The sequence below is a fragment of the Actinomycetospora aurantiaca genome (assembly GCF_037401875.1).
Lineage (GTDB): Bacteria > Actinomycetota > Actinomycetes > Mycobacteriales > Pseudonocardiaceae > Actinomycetospora > Actinomycetospora aurantiaca.
Genome location: NZ_JBBEGN010000023.1, coordinates 47,882 through 64,447 on the forward strand (window position 1 = coordinate 47,882; position 16,566 = coordinate 64,447).

Genomic DNA, 16,566 nt, shown 5'->3' on the forward strand with positions numbered 1-16,566 from the left:
TACGTCGTCGACGCCGTGGTCGCGGTGACCCTGGCCTGGTGGTCGATCGTCGGGCCGATGACCGACGACGACGGGTTCGCCACGGTCATCGCGCCAGGCCGGCGCGGGGGACGTGGGCAACTACTACCGGTGGTTCGACGCGTCGGAGGTGCCGTTCTCGTCGGGCCAGCGGTGGCTCGCGGCGTTCCTCGACGACGGGCTCTCGCCGGTCGCCCTCCGCACGCCCAGCGTGCTCGCGGGCCTCGCGCTCTGGTTCGTCGTGACCCGCGGCGTGCTGGGTCCGGCACTCGGTCCGGCCGGGCGCTCCGTGTCCATCCGTGCCGTCGCCGCGCTCGCCCTGCTCGTGTGGTGGCTGCCCTTCGACCTCGGCGCCCGACCCGAGCCGCTGGTCGCCCTGGGGACCACGACCGTCGTCGCCCTGGTGCTCCGCGCCGTACGACCGGGGACCGACGGGGGACGGGTGTCCCATCCCGCCGCGCTCCTCGCGGTCGCTGCGCTCGTCGCAGGCCTCACGGTCACGGTCGCACCGTCCGGCCTGCTCGCGGCCGCTCCGTTCCTGCTCTGCCCGGTCCGTGCGGTGCGGGCGGTGCGCGGGGCGGGCGGGCACCGGGAGTTCGGTCGCGCGGCCCGGATCACGCGAGCGGTCTTGCCGGTCGCGCACCTGGTGGCCATCGCCGGCGTCGCCGCCGTGGCGGTCACCGTCGTCTTCGACCGCCAGTCGTGGCACGGCTTCCTGGTCGCGACCGACATCCACCAGCAGCTCGGACCGAACCAACCCTGGTACGCCGAGTGGCTGCGCTACGGGTACCTGTTCGGCGACGACTCGTGGGGGGCGGCGGCCAAGCGGGTGCCGGTGCTGCTCGGCCTGCTCCTGGCGCTGACGGGCCTGGTGCTCCTCGCCCGCGGCCGGCGGTCGGGCGAGCTCGTGGGCCGCGAGTCGGTGCTGCTGCTGGGGCTCGCCCCGACGGGCTTCGCCCTGCTGGCGGTGACCCCGTCGAAGTGGTCGCACCACTTCGGGGCGCTCGCGGGCTTCGGCACGGTCGGGCTCGTCGTCACCGTCGTCGCGCTCCGGCGGGCGATGCGGGCCCGCGACCCGGTGGTCGCGGGCGTCGCGGAGTCGCCACCGTGGGCCTCGTGCTGGCCGCGGCGTTCGCGTTCTCCGGGCCGAACGCGTGGTGGGGCTACTCGGGCTTCGGCGTCCCCGGTGCGAGCGGGCCGCAGCATCCGGTCGACTCCCCGCTGCCCTGGGTCGTGGTGGCGGTACTGGGCGCGGTGGTCGTCGTGCTCGCGCGGTGGCGGCCCGGATCCGACCGGCGGGGTGCGGTGCTCGGCGCGGCGCCGGGCGTTCCGGTGGTCGTTGCGCTGGCGGTCGCGCTCACCTCGACGGTGCTGCTGGTCTCGGCCTTCCGGACGGCGGGTGACCGGCCCGGGTACTCCCCCGCGGCCCAGAACCGGGCCGCACTCGGGGACCCGTCGCCCACGACGGCGTGCGGGCTGCAGGACGAGGTGCAGGTGCTGGAGTCGGCGGACGGGCCGTTGCGGCCGGTCGCCGGGTCGGCCGCCACGACGACGGGGTTCGTGACCGGCGGGGGAGCCGTCGACCCGCCGCCGGTGCGTCCCGGTCAGACCGACGGGTCGGACGGGACGCCCGACACCCGCGACGGCCGCGTCACGTGGGGGAGCCGTGCCGGCGACGGCTCGGTCGGCACCCTGACCACCGGCTGGTTCGGGCTCCCGGCGCTGCGCGAGGGGCAGGAGCTCGCCGTCGGGGTGGCCGGGCGGACCGTCGACGGCCTGTCGGTGAGCTGGCAGTTCGGCGACGGGGACCGCGTGGTCGACACGCGCCCGGTCGTCGAGGTCGCCGAGCCCGACCGCGGCTACCGCGGCTACGCCGCCGACGCCCAGCAGGCGCGACTCCAGGACCGGGCGAACCCGCGGACCGCGTGGCGCACGGTCACCCTCGACCCGCCCTCGGTCCCCGAGGGCGCCGACCGGGTCCGCCTCGTGGCCGTGGACGACCGCACCGACGAGAACGGGTGGGTCGCCGTCACCGGGCCCCGCATCGTGGAGGTCGTCCCGCTGGCCCGATGGCTGGACGGGCGGGGGCCCGTGCTCGTCGACTGGGCCGTGGCCCTCGCCTGGCCGTGCACCGGTCCGCTGCCCCGGGTGGAGGCGGGAGTGGCACGGACCCCCGGCGTGTTCATCACGGCCCCCTCGGGGCCGGACGATCCGATCCCCGGGCAGCGCACCGCCGCCGTCGGGCCGATCGGCGACCTCCTCCCGGAACGCTGGACCCAGGGCGCGGACGGTCTCACCACCGGCCGGGATTCCGGCGGCAGCTTCGCGGGCGTGCCGACCCTCCGTGAACTGGACACCCGCCTGCCCGACGAGCCCGGCCGTCGGTGGGGTCGCGTCCTGGTCCCCGACCTCGAGGACCTGGCGGCCGACGGCTACGACCTCGCCCGGACGACCGTCACGGCGCCGGGCACCGTGGGCGACCCGCCTCCGCTCGTCGGCGGGAGCTAGCGGGCCGTGACGTTCACGGTGTGCCAGCCGGTGGCCCCGTCGGGGATCGTCAGGCTGAAGGCCTCCGGTTGCGTGGCGCCGGTGGCGTCGGTCGCCCGGACCTGGAGCGTGTGCGGTCCGGGGGCGAGGTCGAGCTCGGCGCGCCACATCCGCCAGGTGTCGATCGAGACGTCCGCGGCGAGCTCGGCGGTCCGCCACGGGCCGGAGTCGGCTCGGACCTCGACGCGGGCGATCCCGCGGTGCTGGGCCCAGGCCGTGCCGGCCACCGTGGCGCGGCCGGCGGGGACCGGCACGTCGGCGCGCGGCACGTCGATCCGGGACTGGGTCTTCACCGGCGCCTGCTCCGCCCAGCCGCGTTGCTCCCAGTAGGACGTGAACGAGTCGAACGTGGTGAGCTCGATGTCGGTGATCCACTTGCAGCCTGACACGAACCCGTAGAGCCCGGGCACGACCATCCGGACCGGGAAGCCGTGCTCCACCGGCAGCGGTTGCCCGTTCATCCCCAGCGCGAGCATCGCGTTGCGCCCGTCGGTGCAGGCCGCGACCGGGGTGCCGGTGGTGAAGCCGTCGACGCTCGTGGAGGCGATCTGGTCGGCGCCGCGCTGCACACCGGCCTCCGCGAGCAGGTCGCGGAGCGGCACCCCGAGGAAGACCGCATTGGAGATCAGGTCCCCGCCGACGTCGTTGGAGACGCAGGCCATCGTGATCGGGGCCTCGATGAGGGCGCGGCTGCGCAACTGCTCGTAGTCGAGGGTGAGTTCGCGGTCCACCATGCCGTGGATGCGCAGGCGGTAGTCCGCGGTGGAGACCTGAGGGACCTGCAGGGCGGTGTCGATGCGGTAGAAGTCCGCGTTCGGGGTGATCCAGGTCGGCGTGCCCGAGGTGGCGAAGTCGGCGCCCGGCGGAGGGAAGGCCGGTCCTCGCCCGGCGGGCGACGGGAGCGGGCCGACGGCGTTCCTCGACGCCTCCGCGCCTCCCGCGGCGGCGAGCACGCGGCCGAGCACCCCGGTGACGGCGGCCCCGCCGAGGGCCACCCCGAGCCCCAGGGCGACCCGACGCCCCGGGTTCCCCGCGCCGGGGTCGTGGCCCGTGGGGCGGGCCAGGCGGTGGAGACCGACGAGGGTCGCCACCCCGCCGAGGAACGCCGCGAGCGGGGCCAGGAGGTAGGCGGCGGTGAAGGTAGGGGAGGCGATGGTCGACGACGCGCCGACGAGTCCGAGGACGACGACCAGCACGACGCCCGGGAGCGGGGAGCGGCGCGAGAGGACCCCGCCGATCACGGCGACCAGGGCGATGACGACCGCCATGCTCCCCAGCAGGACCTGCTTGTCGTGGGTCCCGAAGGCACTGATGGCGAACTGCTTGAGCGGTTCCGGGGTCAGCCGGATGAACTGGTCGCCCACCGCGAGGAAGGGGGAGGACGGCGGAGCGGCGAGCGCCGCGACGAGGTCCCCGAACCCGAGCGCCACCCCCACCGCGAGTACCCCGATCGCCGCGGCGACCGGGATCGGGATCGCGGTCCGCTCGGAGACCACGGTCCCGGACGGTGGGTCGGAGTCGGTCGACATGCAGATCCTTCGTCGGCCGGGAGACACGAGTTCGGCTCGTCTTCGATCGGATTGGGTGACGTCCGATCGTGCGCAGCCTACCTTCGTCGTCGTACACGCCCCGGAGCCGGTCCTTCCGCGACGCCTCAGATCTGGTTGACGCCGCCGTCGACGTGGACCTCCGCGCCGAGCATGAAGCTGCTGTCGGACGAGGCGAGGAAGGCGACCACGGCCGCGACCTCCTCCGGCCGGCCGATCCGCCCGATGGGGAGCTGGTCGCTGAGCCCGGCGTTGTAGGCCTCGATGTTCTCCTCGCCGACGAGCTCGACGACACCCGAGGTGTCCGTCGGGCCGGGGGACACGACGTTCACCCGGACCCCACGGCCGGTGAGCTCGTTCGCCCACGCCCTCGCGAGCGCCCGGACGGCCGCCTTCGACGCGGCGTACACCCCCATCCCCGCGACACCGCGCGCCGCCGAGGTCGACGCGTTGACGATGATCGACGCTCCCTCGTTCAACAGCGGCAGCGCCTTCTGCACGGTGAGCAGGGTGCCCTTCACGTTGACGTCGACGACCCGGTCGAACTCGTCGAGGGTGGTCGCCTCCAGGGTCTGGAACGAGGCCGTGCCCGCGTTGGCGAACAGCACGTCGAGGCCACGGCCACGCGCCGCGACCGCTGCGTAGAGCCGGTCGAGGTCGTCCGTGTCCGTGATGTCGCCCGGGACCGCCGTCACGTTCCCGCCGATGGCCTCCACGGCCTCGTCCAGCTCGGCCGTGCGGCGGCCGGTGACGAACACGTGCGCACCCTCGGCCACCAGCCGCGCCGCGGTGGCCCGGCCGATCCCGGCGGTGCCACCGCCAGTCACCACGGCCGTCTTCCCGTCGAGCCGTCTCATGTCGCTCCTCCCTCGTCACCTGCGCCGGGACGCTAGGTGCGCACGGGCGAGAGCGGATCGGGTGCCGGATCGGTCGTCGGACCGACGGGCGATCGGTCACGCGTCGGGCGCAGCCCGGAGCCGCAGGTCGCCGGAGACGTCGACGCGGGCGAGCTCGGTGCGGGAGGTGATGCCGAGCTTCGGGTAGACGGCGGCCAGGTGGTGGCCGACCGTGCGGTGGCTGATCAGCAGCCGTGCCGCGATCTCGCGGTTGGTGAGGCCGTCGGCGGCAAGCTGCGCGACCCGGAGTTCCTGGACGGTGAGGCCCACCGCCGCGGCCGGCGACCCCGCGTGGCCGGTCGGCCGTTCGGTCAGGTCCTGCTCGCGGAGGGCCCGCGTCCGCAGCGGTAGCGCACCGAGCCGGTCGAAGGTCTCGGCCGCCGCGGCGAGCTCGCGTCCGGCGTCCGCCCGACGGCGGGCCCTCCGCAGCCATTCCCCGTAGAGCAGCCGCGTGCGGGCGTGCTCGAACGGGTCGTCCCCTCGCCGAGCCTCGTCGAGGGCGGCGCGGAACGCGGCCTCGGCCTCCGAGGAGTCCGCGGTGAGGGCACGGAGACGGTGGGCGGCGTTCCGGGCCCAGGCGGCTCGGGTCCGCCCGGCCCACGTCCCCAGCGCCGCGGTCTTGGCCCGGACGACGTCGAGGCGCCCGACCTGCATCGCCGCCTCGGCGGTGTCCGGCGCGGCGAGCAGGGCGACGGTGGTGTGGGCCGCGTCGTGACCGGGCTCGTCGAGGGGCATCAGCTGATGCAACGCCTCCTGCGGCCGCCCGCCGAACAGCGCGGCTCGACCGCGGACCCAGGACGCCGACGCCGTGAGCGCGCGGACGCCGCGCCCGACCGAGTCCGCGAGAGCCCGGGAGGTGTGCTCCTCGACGAGGGTGTCGTCGCCGCGCGCCGCGGCCACGATCCCGAGCACGAGGCGGCACTGGGTGGCGACGTGTCCGGCGCCGACCTCCTCCGCCAGCCGCAGGCCCTCGGTCGCGGCGGCCCCGGCCGCGTCCCACCGGCCTGCGGCGCGGTCGAGGACGGCGGACTGGGCGAGCGCCATCGCCAGCGCGGCGAGCTCGTGTCGTCGTCGCAGGTGCGCGATCCGCAGCTGCAGCGCCTCGTGCACCGGGCCCTCGACGCCCCACGCCTGGAGGAGGGGCGCGGGTGGCAGGAACTCCCACGGGACGGCGCCGAGCCGGCCGACGGTGTCGCCGCTCCCGTCCGGGGCCGGCGGGGCGAGGTCGCCGGTCTCGTCGTAGCAGGCCCACCAGGCCCGCAGGACCGGCAGGAGCGCCGCGAGCTCCGGGTCCCCGCCGGCGTCCAGGTCGAGCAGCCGTCGCAGCGCCTCGTGCTGGAGGTCGGTCCGGCCGGCCGACCACGCGGCGCGGACCGCCACGGCGCCCAGCTCCACCGCGACGCGCGGGTCGGGAGCCGCCGCCGCGTCCTGGGCGAGGTAGTGGTGGGCGCGCTCCGGCCTCCCGTCGGCGAACTCGAGGATGCCGCGCAGCCCTCCACTGATCCGGACGACGGGGTCGTCGCCGCCCCGACGTCCGGCGTCGTCGAGCAGCTGCCGCGCCGTCTCGACGTGCCCGGCGTCCCAGGCGGCGCGGGCGGCGGCGGCGAGCCGGCGTGCGGCGTCCGCCGGGTCCGGCGACAGCTCGGCGGCCCGCCGGAGCGTGCTCGCCGCCGTCGGCCCGGCACTGCGTCGCAGGCACCGTGCGGCGGCCTGCTCCAGCAGGGCGGCGACGTCCTCGTCCACCCCGCCCGCGGCGGCCGCCAGGTGCCCGGCCCGGGCCTCGACGGCGTCGTCGGGCAGCACTGCGGCGAGCGCCCGGTGCACGGCCTGGCGTTCCGCGAAGGGGGCGCCATCGTAGAGGGCCGCCCGGACGAGCGGGTGGCGGAACTCGAGACGCGGTCCCGTCGTCCGGAGCAGGCCGGAGCGCTGGGCCTCGTCCCAGCTGGACGTGTCGACCCCCCACGCTGCACCCGCGCGCTGCACGACGTCTCGGTCTCCCCGGTCCTCGGCGGCGGCCACCAGCAGCAACGCCCGGGTGGCGGGCTTCAGGGCCTCGGCCCGGGCACAGAACGCCTGCCTCAGCCGGGGTCCGACGGCCGGCGGCTGCCCCGGTGGCGTCCCGCCGTCGTCCACGTCGTCGAGGGTGGGCAGCTCGCGCAGCGCGAGGGGGTTGCCCCCTGCCGATCGCACGGTTCGTGCGATCAGTGCCTCTTCGGCGCCGGGGACGACGGCGTCGACCACCCGGCGTGCGTCGTCGTCGCGAAGGCCGACGACCTCGCACGACGGCAGGCCCTCCCAGGGACCCGAGGCGGGGTCGTCGTGACCGGCCAGGAGAACGACCGCCGGCTCGGTGCGGACCCGTCGCGTGACGAAGCCCAGACAGTGCGCGGTCGCCTCGTCGATCCACTGGGCGTCGTCGACGACCACCAGGACGGGCCGTTCCCGGGCCAGGCCGGAGAGCAGCGACAGGACGGCCGCGCCGATGAGGAAGCGGTTCGTCGGGTCCGCGCTCATCCCCAACGCCCCGCGCAGGGCGGCGGCCTGCGGCTCGGGGAGCGTCGCGAGCCGCTCCGTGACCGGCCACAGCAGCTCGTGCAGCGCGGCGAAGGCGAGTCCCGCCTCCATCCGGGTGCCCCGGCACCGGAGCACCGTGGCGTCGGCCGCGGTGTCGACGGCGTGCTCGAGCAGAGCGGTCTTCCCGATGCCCGGCTCACCCCACAGGACGAGCCCCGACCCCGTCCCGTCCGCCGCCCGGGCGAGCAGACGGTCCAGGGCCGCGGTCTCCGCGCGCCGCCCGAACAGCTCCATCATCCGATCATGCCTGCCGGCCGCCTCCTCCCGACCGATCCGATGACCGATACGCCCGGGTTCCGGATGCACGACACTCGCCGCGCCCCACCGTCCGTGCCGCGTGCCCGAGGAGAGCCATGATCAGCCCTGCGACGACGAGCTGGCCGAGCCTGCGGGTCTCGGACTGGACGGCCACCCGCAAGACCCTGCACATGTGGACCCAGATCGTGGGCAAGATCCGCATGGCCCACGCGCCGATGGTCAACCACTGGTGGCAGGTGACCCTCTACGTCAGCGCGCGGGGTCTGACGACGTCGACCATCCCGTACCGCTCCGGCGCGTTCGAGATCGAGTTCGACCTCGTCGAGCACCAGCTGGAGATCCGCAGCAGCGACGGCGGGGTGCGGAGGCTGCCGTTGCGGCCGATGGCGGTCGCGGAGTTCTACGCCCGGGTGCTCCACCTGCTCGACGAGCTCGGGATCGAGGCACCGATCCGGCCGCACCCCAACGAGGTGGAGCCTGCGATCCCCTTCGCCGAGGACCACGTCCACGCCTCCTACGACGCCGAGGCGGCGACCCTGTTCTGGCGGCAGCTGCTGGCGGCGAACCGGGTGATCGGTGAGTTCCGGTCGCACTTCGTCGGGAAGGTCAGCCCGGTGCACTTCTTCTGGGGTGCGATGGACCTGGCCTGTACCCGGTTCTCGGGACGACCGGCGCCGGCCCACCCCGGCGGTGCTCCGAACTGCGGGGACTGGGTGATGGTGGAGGGCTACTCGCGGGAGCTGTCCAGCTGCGGGTTCTGGCCCGGCGGGGGAGAGGAGGGCGCGTTCTACGCCTACGCCTACCCGGCGCCCGACGGGTTCGCCGAGCACGCGGTCGCTCCCGACGGCGCCTTCTACAGCGCGGAGTTCCAGCAGTTCCTGCTGCCCTACGAGGTCGCCCGCACGGCACCCGACCCCGACCGTGCGGTCGCCGAGTTCCTCCACTCCACCTACGCCGCCGCCGCGGACCTCGGGGCGTGGGACCGCGCCGCGCTGGAGGACGACCCCGACCGGTGGGACGACCGGACCGCTCGCCGGACCGACGCCTGACCCGCGGTTCGCGGAGGGGCTGGTGGGCGGTGCCCGTGGCGCAGGAGGATGACTGCGGTTCGCGGCACGACGCGGTGAGGAGTCCGATGACCGGAGCGGTGGGCCCGACCGGATCGATCACCGGGCGCGGGATGACGATGAGCGACATTGTCGCCCGCGGCGCCCGTCAACAGCCGGACGTCCTCGCCTTCGTCGATGCCTGGTCGCGACGGACCTACCGGGAGATCGACGAGCGCGTGACCCGGCTGGGCAACGCGCTGCTGGCACGGGGCGTCGTCCCCGGGGACCGGGTGGCGGTGCTCGGTCGCAACAGCACCGAGGTGGTGGAGGCCTGGCTCGCGGTGCTGCGGATCGGCGGGATCGCGGTCCCGGTGAACTTCCGGATGGTCGCCGACGAGATCGCCTACGTCCTCGCCGACTGCGGGGCCGTCGCCGTGCTCTGCGACGAGGCGTTCAGCGAGGTCCTCGACGACGCCCGCCGGTCCGCGCCCGAGGTGCGGGTCGTCGTCTCCCTGGGCGACGACCTCACCGGGGTGCTCGCCGAGGCCTCGGCGGAGTACCGCGAGCGGCCGGTCGCCGACGACGACGCGGCCTACATCATGTACACCTCCGGCACGACGGGTGCTCCGAAGGGAGCGGTGCTGACCCACCGGAACCTCTACCTGCACGCCTTCTGCTCCATGGCGACGCTCGGGGTCGAGGGCGACGACCCGGTGTGGATGTCCGCGGCGCCGCTGTTCCACATCGCCGGGCTCGCCGGGATGCTCCCCACGCTGATCACCGGAGGCACCGTCGTGATCCCGCCCTCGGGGAGCTTCGACCCGGCCGCGACGGTGGCGACCCTCGTCGACGAGGGCGTCACCTCGTGCTTCATGGTGCCGGCGCAGTGGCAGGCGGTCTGCGCCCTGCCCGACCTCGCGAGCCGGGACCTGTCCCGCCTGCGCCGCATCTCGTGGGGCGCCGCGCCGGCGTCCACCACGCTCCTCCGGACGATGATCGACGCCTTCGGGCAGGCCGAGGTCTGCACCGCCTTCGGGCAGACCGAGTGCAGCCCGGTGACCACCTACCTGCGCGGGGAGGACTCGATCCGCAAGATCGGCTCGATCGGCACCCCGATGGTCGGCGTCGAGGTCCGCGTGGTCGACGACGAGATGAACGACGTCCCCCGCGGCACGGTCGGCGAGATCGTCTACCGCAGCCCCATGGTGATGTCCGGGTACTGGAACAAGCCCGCCGAGACCGCGGAGGCGTTCCGCGGGGGCTGGTTCCACTCGGGCGACCTGGTGCGTGAGGACGAGGACGGCTACCTCTACGTGGTCGACCGACTCAAGGACATGATCATCTCGGGCGGCGAGAACATCTACTGCGCCGAGGTGGAGAACGCGCTGGCCGCGCACCCGAAGATCGCCGAGGTGGCGCTGATCGGCGTCCCCGACCCGAGGTGGGGCGAGACCCCGCTCGCCGTCGTCGTGGCGCGCGACCCGGACGACGTCCCGACCGACGCCGAGGTCGAGGCCTTCGCGCGCGAGCACCTCGCCGCCTACAAGCGCCCCCGCCACGTCCGGCACGTGGACGCCCTGCCCCGCAACCCCGGGGGCAAGGTCGTCAAGAAGACCCTGCGGGAGCGGTTCGGTCGGGTCATCGAGGCGTGACACGGGTCTGGAGGTCGGTGAATTCTCCCCCGACCGTCCGTCGAGAGGCTGCGGTCAGACGACCAGGCTCAGTCCGGCGGCGATCAGGAACCCGATCACGCCGATGAGGGTCTCCATGACCGTCCAGGTCCGCAGGGTGGTCCAGACGTCCATCTGCAGGAACCGGCCGACGAGCCAGAAGCCGGAGTCGTTGACGTGGGACAACGCCGTCGACCCGGCGGCGATCGCGATCACCACGAGGGCGACGTCGAAGCCGGACATCCCCGCGGTGGCGACGGCGGGGGCGACGAGCGCCGCCGTCGTCAGCAGAGCGACGGTCGCCGATCCCTGCGCGACCCGCAGACAGAGCGCGATGACGAACGCGGCCACGATGACGGGCAGGCCGAGGGCGCTCAGGGAGGCCGTCAGGGCGGTGCCGATGCCGCTGACCTGCAGCACCTCGCCGAACATGCCGCCGGCCCCGGTGATCAGGACGATCGAGCAGATGGGACCGAGCGAGGAGTTCAGCAGCTCCTCGACCTCGTCACGGCTGAAGCGCTCGCGGGCGAGGACGACCACGGCGACGAGCAGCGTGATCAGCAGGGCGATCGGGGTCTCGCCGATCAGGCGCAGGGTCTCCACCCACGTCGCGTCCTCGGGCACCACCCCGTAGGTCCCGAGCGTGTTCAGGCCGGTGTTGAACAGGATCAGCACCAGCGGCAGGAGCAGCAGCGTGACGACCGTGCCGAACGCCGGCGCGCGGACCGCGGTCCCGGCGACGGCGGTGTCGGTGCCGCCGGTGCCACCGGTGCCACCGGTGCCACTGCCGTCCCGGGGCTCGTCGTCGTCCCGGGGCTCGTCGCCGTCGGCCCGGCGTCCGCCGAAGACGTCCGGCACCGCGATGTCGATCCGTGTCCCGATCCACCGCGAGAACAGGTAGGAGGCCAGGAACCACGTGGGGAGTCCGACCACCAGGCCCGCCACGACGAGCAGTCCGACGTCGGCGCCGAGCAGGTTGCCGGCTCCGACCGGGCCGGGGTGCGGCGGGACGAACGCGTGCATGACGGCGAACGCGCCGGCGGCGGGCAGCGCGTAGAGCAGCAGCGATCCGCCGAAGCGTCGCGCCACGGTGAAGATGATCGGCAGCAGGATGATCAGGCCCGCGTCGAAGAAGATGGGGAAGCCGAACAACAGCGAGGTGACGCCGAGGGCGAGCGGGGCGCGCCGTTCGCCGAAGCCGGAGATGAGACGGTCGGCGAGGACCCGGGCGCCGCCGGTGACCTCGAGCAGCTTCCCGAGCATCGCCCCGAGCCCGACGAGCAGGGCGACCTCGGCCAGGGTCGAACCGAAGCCGTCGAGCAGGGTGTCCACCAGGTCGCCGACCGGCAGGCCGGTCGCGAGCCCGGTCAGCACGCTGACCAGGATCAGCGCGACGAACGCGTGCAGCCGGAAACGCATGATCAGCAGGAGCAGCAGGGCGACCGCGCCGACCGCGATCAGCAGCAGGGGCGCGGTGCCGAGCGTCGGCGCCGGTTGGTCCACGGTGTCCTCCCGGGTCGGCGCGGCTCGAACGGGCCGCGCGATCGGGACGGAACGTACGCCTCCGGACAGGCCTCCGGGTGTCCCCGGACCTGACCGCTTCCTTGCCGGGGTCCGCCCGCGGTGGTCCACGGGAGGCGCGATGGGTCGAGCGGCATCCACTCCTGCCCGCCCGGGTCCGTCACAGGGTGGCGATCATGCCCCATTCGATCAGGACGTCCGGCTCAGGTGGCCCGCCGCTGGCATCGGTTCTGCTGAGCGATATCGTCGAGTTGCGGTCCAGCCTCTGGCACCCGGCCGAGTGGAGGGCCGTCGACCGACCTCACACCTCGCGGCGTCGGTCGATCACGCGGCGTGCCTTGAACACCTGGGGCTCGAAGGTGCCGTGCGGGGCGAGCCGGACATTGGTGCGCACCATCGTGGCCTCCCGCAGCGACGCCTCGAGCTCGGAGGCCATGGACGCCGCGTCGGCGTCGCTCTGCTCCGGGGTGCGTTCGAGCTCCACGATCAGCTCGTCGAGATCGCCGCGCCGCTCGACGACGATGCGGTACTCGGCGCCGGTGGCGGGATGGTCGCGGATGACGGCGTCGATCGTGCTCGGGTACACGTTCGCTCCCCGGATCAGGAGCATGTCGTCGAGGCGGCCGTAGACGCCCAGCGGTAGGCGTGGGTAGGTGCGCCCGCACGGGCAGGGCTCGTCCGACATGTGGGCCTCGTCGCCGAGCCAGAACCTGATCATCGGCTGCGACTCGCGCCAGAGGTGGGTGGCGACGACGCCGCCGCGCCCGCCGACGGGCACCGCGATGTTGGGGTCGTCGCGGTCGACGATCTCGGTGTAGTTCTCGTCCTGGTACAGGTGGACCCCGCCCTCGGCGTGCCGACAGCCGACGTTGGCGTAGAAGGGGTGCATCTCGGACGACGCGCCGGCTCCGAGGTCGATGACCCGCGCGCCGCCGAGGGCGCTCGACATGGCCTGCCGGATCTCAGGGATGCTGCCGCCCGGTTCGCCCGCGACGATGATCGTCCGCAGCGCGGACCCGGACAGGTCCAGCCCGAGCTCGGCCGCGCGCCGCCCGAGGTGCAGTGCGTAGGACGGAGTCGCGACGAGGGCATCGATCCGGAGCTTGAGCAGGTGCTGGAGCTGCTGGTCGGTGGGCATCAGGCTGCCGACGGGAAAGGCGCAGGCCCCGAGGAGCTCGCAGGCCTGGAGCAGCCCCCACCCGCCGAGGAACAGGCCGAACGGGAACGAGATCTGTACGAGGTCGTCCGGTCGGACCCCGGCCGACCAGAGGGCCATGCGGCACATCTCCCGGGTCTGCCGCCAGTCGGACCTAGAGATCCCGTACAGGGTGGGCACGCCGGACGTCCCCGAGGAGCCGTGCACCCGGGCGAGGTCCTTGCGGTCGACGCCGAGGTAGGACCCGAAGGGCGGATACTCGACCTGGTCCGCGACGAGCATCTTCTTGGTGACCACCGGGACCCTGGCGGTGAAGTCGGCGAGGGTCTGGACCTGGTCGGGTCGGAAACCGTGCCGGTCGTAGAGCGAGCGGTAGAACGGGATCGTCGCGTAGGCCCGCTCGAGCTGGTGCTTCACGCGCTCCAGCACGATCCCGTCGCGGTCCCCGGGCGCCATCGTCTCCCGCGCCCGGTCCCAGTGCTCCTCGGTGTCGGCGCTCGCGGGAGCGGCCGGGGTGGTCAGCATGACTCGTCTCCCTCGACGTACGGCTGAGCGTCACCGTGGCAGCGGCCCGTCGACCCCGTCAAGGCGTTTGCGAGCGAACATTCGCTCGCACACTGCTTGTCGGCGGCGTCTTGAGCAGCTACGTTCCGGATGGGCTCCTCGTCGGAGTTCCCTTTGCGAACGAGGAGTCACCTTGGAAGAGGTCGCGAAGCCGCGCTCGCCGCGGGCCGTCGCCCGGATGGACAAGATCACCGAGGCGGCGTCCCAGGAGATCATCGAGCACGGGTTCGACGGTCTGTCGGTCTCGGACATCGCGGCCGCGGCCGGGATGAGCGTCGGCGGCATCTACCGGTACATCACGAGCAAGGGCGACCTGCTCGTGATGGTGTGCAAGGGCATCTACGACGGGGTGCGCGAGCAGCTCGGCGAGATCGCCGCGGGCGAGGGGAGCTTCGAGGAGCGGTTGCGTGCCGCCATCGACGTCTACCTGCGCGAGTGCGAGGCCAAGCGCACCCAGATCGCGATGGTCTACCGCGAGTACCGGCGGCTGCCCGAGGACGCCCAGCGCTTCTTCATGCAGCGCGAACAGGCGATCGCCGACGTGTTCGCCGATCTCGTCCGGGCCGGCGCGAAGAGCGGTGCCTTCCGTCCCGTCGACGCCTCCGTCCTGTCGTTCGACATCGTCCTGCTCGGGCACCTACCGGCATTCAAGGGCTGGGCGCTGCGCGGTGTGGTCTCGAGCGAGGAGCTCCGTCGTGAGCAGATCCAGCTGATCATGGGCCGCCTCGTGCCCGCCTGATCCCGCGCCCGCCACCGGATCCCGCGCGCTCCGCGCCGCCTCCGACCACTCCGTCACGTCATCCGTCAGGAGAGCCGCATGACCACCGTCGCCCCCCGGCCGACCTCGCCCGGCGAGCCGCCGACTCCCCATCCCCACCGCACCGGCGCCCGCGCGATCGCGCAGACACTGATCGAGAACGGGGTCACCGACCTCTTCGGGATCCACGGGTACATCAACCCGGTCATCGAGGAGGCGGTCCGCCTCGGAGCACGCATGTGGCACTTCCGTCACGAGCAGGCGGCCGGGTTCGCTGCGGAGGCCTACGGCCGCGTGATGCGCAAGCCGGGCGTCTTCTTCGTGTCGGCCTCGGCCGGAATGGCGAACGCCCTGTCGTCGCTGTCGCAGGGCATCGGTGCCCGGAGCCCGATCCTGCTGTTGGTGGGTCAGCACGGGACGGCGGGCGACCATCTGGGCATCCTGCAGGAGGGCTACGCCGCCCAGGCGTTCGAGGAGGTCTCGAAGTGGACCCACCGGCTCACCGACTGGGAGCTCAACGCCTACTGGACCCACAAGGCGATCGTCGACGCCGCCACGTACCCCGCCGGGCCGGTCGTCCTCGAGGTCCCGCTGAACAACCAGTTCGCCCAGGGCGAGGCGGTCCAGCGCAAGTACGTCCCCGGTAACGGGCGGACCCCGGTCCTCCCCGCCACGCAGTCCGCTCCCGAGCCGGTCGCGGCCGCGGTCGAGCTGCTCGCGGCCGCCCAGCGACCCGTGATCGTCGCGGGGGACGGCGTGTGGTGGTCCGACGGCGGGGACGAGCTCGTCGCGCTCGCGGAGTACCTCAACGCGCCGACCGGCGCGCGACGCACCGCTCGCGGTGCGATCAGTGAGAAGCACCCGCTGGGGGTGGCCTCCGGATACCGAGGCCGGCTGCTCCGCTCCGCCGACGTGTTGTTCGTCGTGGGCCTTCGCGCCGGCGAGCTCGAGTCCTGGTTCGAGACGCCCGACTGGCCCTCCCCGGACACCACCCTCTACATCCAGGCCCAGGACGACGCCGAGAGCCTGTGGTGGGGGCTGGACTCCAAGGTCGACCTCGTCGGCAGCAGCAGGCTCGTGCTGCGTCAGATCCTCGACGGCATCAAGGCCGTGCGCGGGACCGACGAGCCGGTCGCGCGCCCCGACTGGACGGCGGAGGTGGAGTCCGCCCGCTCGCGGTTCACCGAGCAGCGCCGCGCGCACCTGGCCGAGGTGGCGGACCGCACGCCCATCCACACCTACGAGCTGGCCCAGGCGATCGCGGACGAGGCAGACGAGGACGCCACGATCATCTACGACTCCTACCAGGGCTCGCTCTACCTCACCGATGCGATCCAGGCGGTGCGTCCCGCGCAGGTCCTCGACGCCGGGCCCCGCGTCGCCCTGGGGCAGGGCGTCGGGATGTCGTTCGGCGTCGGCATCGCGCGCCCCGGTGGGCAGGTCATCAGCCTCATCGGCGACGGCGGGATCGGCCTCGCCGGGATGGACGTCGAGACCCTGACCCGGTACGAGGTCCCGGCCGTGCTCGTCGTGCTCAACAACAGCTCCTGGGGCGGCAACTCGTTGATGCGCGACGACCTGCAGCCGGACATCGGATCCTGGGACATGACCCCGGGGTTGCGGTACGACCAGGTCTTCGCGCCCTTCGGCTGCCACGTCGAGCACGTGGAGACCTCGGCGGAGCTCCGCCCGGCCCTCCGCCGGGCGCTGGACTCCGGCAAGGTCGCCGTCGTGAACGTCGTGGCCGACAGCGAGAGCATCGAGGCATCCCAACCCTGGCTGCGACTCAAGATCGGCGAGTACTGGTCGCGCGGCATCGACGACCTCTCACCGGCCCTGCGCCGACACTTCGAGGCGCTCTCGGCGATCGAGGCCATCCGCCTCCACAAGTCGGCCATCGACAACGGGACCCGCATCCCGATGTCGTTCATCGCCGAACTGTGTGGCAGGCCCGAGTCCGAACTCCTGGCCCTCGCCGCGGAGAGCGGCTACCGCTACTGAGCCTGCCC

General features: G+C 73.6%; 10 protein-coding genes and 1 pseudogene. 6 read left to right on the forward strand and 5 right to left on the reverse strand.

What is annotated here, in order from left to right; all coding sequences use genetic code 11:
* Positions 1 to 112: 112 nt before the first annotated feature.
* The gene (locus tag WCD74_RS27270) at positions 113 to 1,582 is read left to right on the forward strand and encodes an arabinosyltransferase domain-containing protein (protein WP_337698056.1); all 1,470 of its coding nucleotides are present in this window, start codon (positions 113 to 115) and stop codon (positions 1,580 to 1,582) included.
* 107 nt (positions 1,583 to 1,689) lie between these two features.
* Positions 1,690 to 2,526, forward strand: a pseudogene (locus tag WCD74_RS27275) (arabinosyltransferase C-terminal domain-containing protein); the annotation flags it as partial.
* Here the strand turns inward: WCD74_RS27275 and WCD74_RS27280 are convergent.
* From WCD74_RS27280 to WCD74_RS27290, 3 genes are all read right to left on the reverse strand, one after another.
* Positions 2,523 to 4,094: a molybdopterin-dependent oxidoreductase gene (locus tag WCD74_RS27280; protein ID WP_337698058.1), complete on the reverse strand. Its 1,572-nt coding sequence runs from the start codon at positions 4,092 to 4,094 to the stop codon at positions 2,523 to 2,525. The pseudogene WCD74_RS27275 and the gene WCD74_RS27280 overlap by 4 nt on opposite strands.
* A 125-nt stretch (positions 4,095 to 4,219) precedes the next feature.
* On the reverse strand, positions 4,220 to 4,969 hold the full coding sequence (locus WCD74_RS27285; RefSeq protein WP_337698059.1) for an SDR family NAD(P)-dependent oxidoreductase: 750 nt from the start codon (positions 4,967 to 4,969) through the stop codon (positions 4,220 to 4,222).
* Positions 4,970 to 5,065: 96 nt separating this feature from the next.
* The gene (locus tag WCD74_RS27290; protein WP_337698060.1) at positions 5,066 to 7,816 is read right to left on the reverse strand and encodes an AAA family ATPase; all 2,751 of its coding nucleotides are present in this window, start codon (positions 7,814 to 7,816) and stop codon (positions 5,066 to 5,068) included.
* Positions 7,817 to 7,935: 119 nt separating this feature from the next.
* Here WCD74_RS27290 and WCD74_RS27295 point away from each other — a divergent pair, with 119 nt between their 5' ends.
* The gene (locus WCD74_RS27295; protein ID WP_337698061.1) at positions 7,936 to 8,889 is read left to right on the forward strand and encodes a DUF5996 family protein; all 954 of its coding nucleotides are present in this window, start codon (positions 7,936 to 7,938) and stop codon (positions 8,887 to 8,889) included.
* Positions 8,890 to 8,975: 86 nt separating this feature from the next.
* The gene (locus WCD74_RS27300; RefSeq protein ID WP_337698062.1) at positions 8,976 to 10,541 is read left to right on the forward strand and encodes a long-chain-fatty-acid--CoA ligase; all 1,566 of its coding nucleotides are present in this window, start codon (positions 8,976 to 8,978) and stop codon (positions 10,539 to 10,541) included.
* A gap of 54 nt (positions 10,542 to 10,595) precedes the next feature.
* Here the strand turns inward: WCD74_RS27300 and WCD74_RS27305 are convergent, their stop codons facing one another.
* Together WCD74_RS27305 and WCD74_RS27310 are read right to left on the reverse strand one after the other, a co-directional pair.
* Entirely contained in the window at positions 10,596 to 12,062 is a 1,467-nt protein-coding gene (locus WCD74_RS27305) for a GntP family permease (RefSeq protein WP_337698063.1), read from the reverse strand.
* Between the two features lie 319 nt (positions 12,063 to 12,381).
* Positions 12,382 to 13,761: a phenylacetate--CoA ligase family protein gene (locus WCD74_RS27310; RefSeq protein WP_337698064.1), complete on the reverse strand. Its 1,380-nt coding sequence runs from the start codon at positions 13,759 to 13,761 to the stop codon at positions 12,382 to 12,384.
* 172 nt (positions 13,762 to 13,933) lie between these two features.
* Between WCD74_RS27310 and WCD74_RS27315 the strand changes: the two genes are divergently transcribed.
* Positions 13,934 to 14,539 carry a TetR/AcrR family transcriptional regulator gene (locus tag WCD74_RS27315; protein ID WP_337698065.1) on the forward strand — a complete coding sequence of 202 codons (606 nt, stop codon included), beginning with the start codon at positions 13,934 to 13,936 and terminating at the stop codon, positions 14,537 to 14,539.
* 78 nt (positions 14,540 to 14,617) lie between these two features.
* Entirely contained in the window at positions 14,618 to 16,558 is a 1,941-nt protein-coding gene (locus WCD74_RS27320; protein ID WP_337698066.1) for a thiamine pyrophosphate-binding protein, read from the forward strand.
* Positions 16,559 to 16,566: the final 8 nt, after the last annotated feature.

Coding starts and splice junctions, on each gene's coding strand:
- WCD74_RS27300 (WP_337698062.1), top strand. CDS start 8,976: ATGACCGGAGCGGTGGGCCCGACCGGATCGATCACCGGGCGCGGGATG.
- WCD74_RS27320 (WP_337698066.1), top strand. CDS start 14,618: ATGACCACCGTCGCCCCCCGGCCGACCTCGCCCGGCGAGCCGCCGACT.
- WCD74_RS27295 (WP_337698061.1), top strand. CDS start 7,936: ATGATCAGCCCTGCGACGACGAGCTGGCCGAGCCTGCGGGTCTCGGAC.
- WCD74_RS27285 (WP_337698059.1), bottom strand. CDS start 4,969: ATGAGACGGCTCGACGGGAAGACGGCCGTGGTGACTGGCGGTGGCACC.
- WCD74_RS27290 (WP_337698060.1), bottom strand. CDS start 7,816: ATGGAGCTGTTCGGGCGGCGCGCGGAGACCGCGGCCCTGGACCGTCTG.
- WCD74_RS27310 (WP_337698064.1), bottom strand. CDS start 13,761: ATGCTGACCACCCCGGCCGCTCCCGCGAGCGCCGACACCGAGGAGCAC.
- WCD74_RS27280 (WP_337698058.1), bottom strand. CDS start 4,094: ATGTCGACCGACTCCGACCCACCGTCCGGGACCGTGGTCTCCGAGCGG.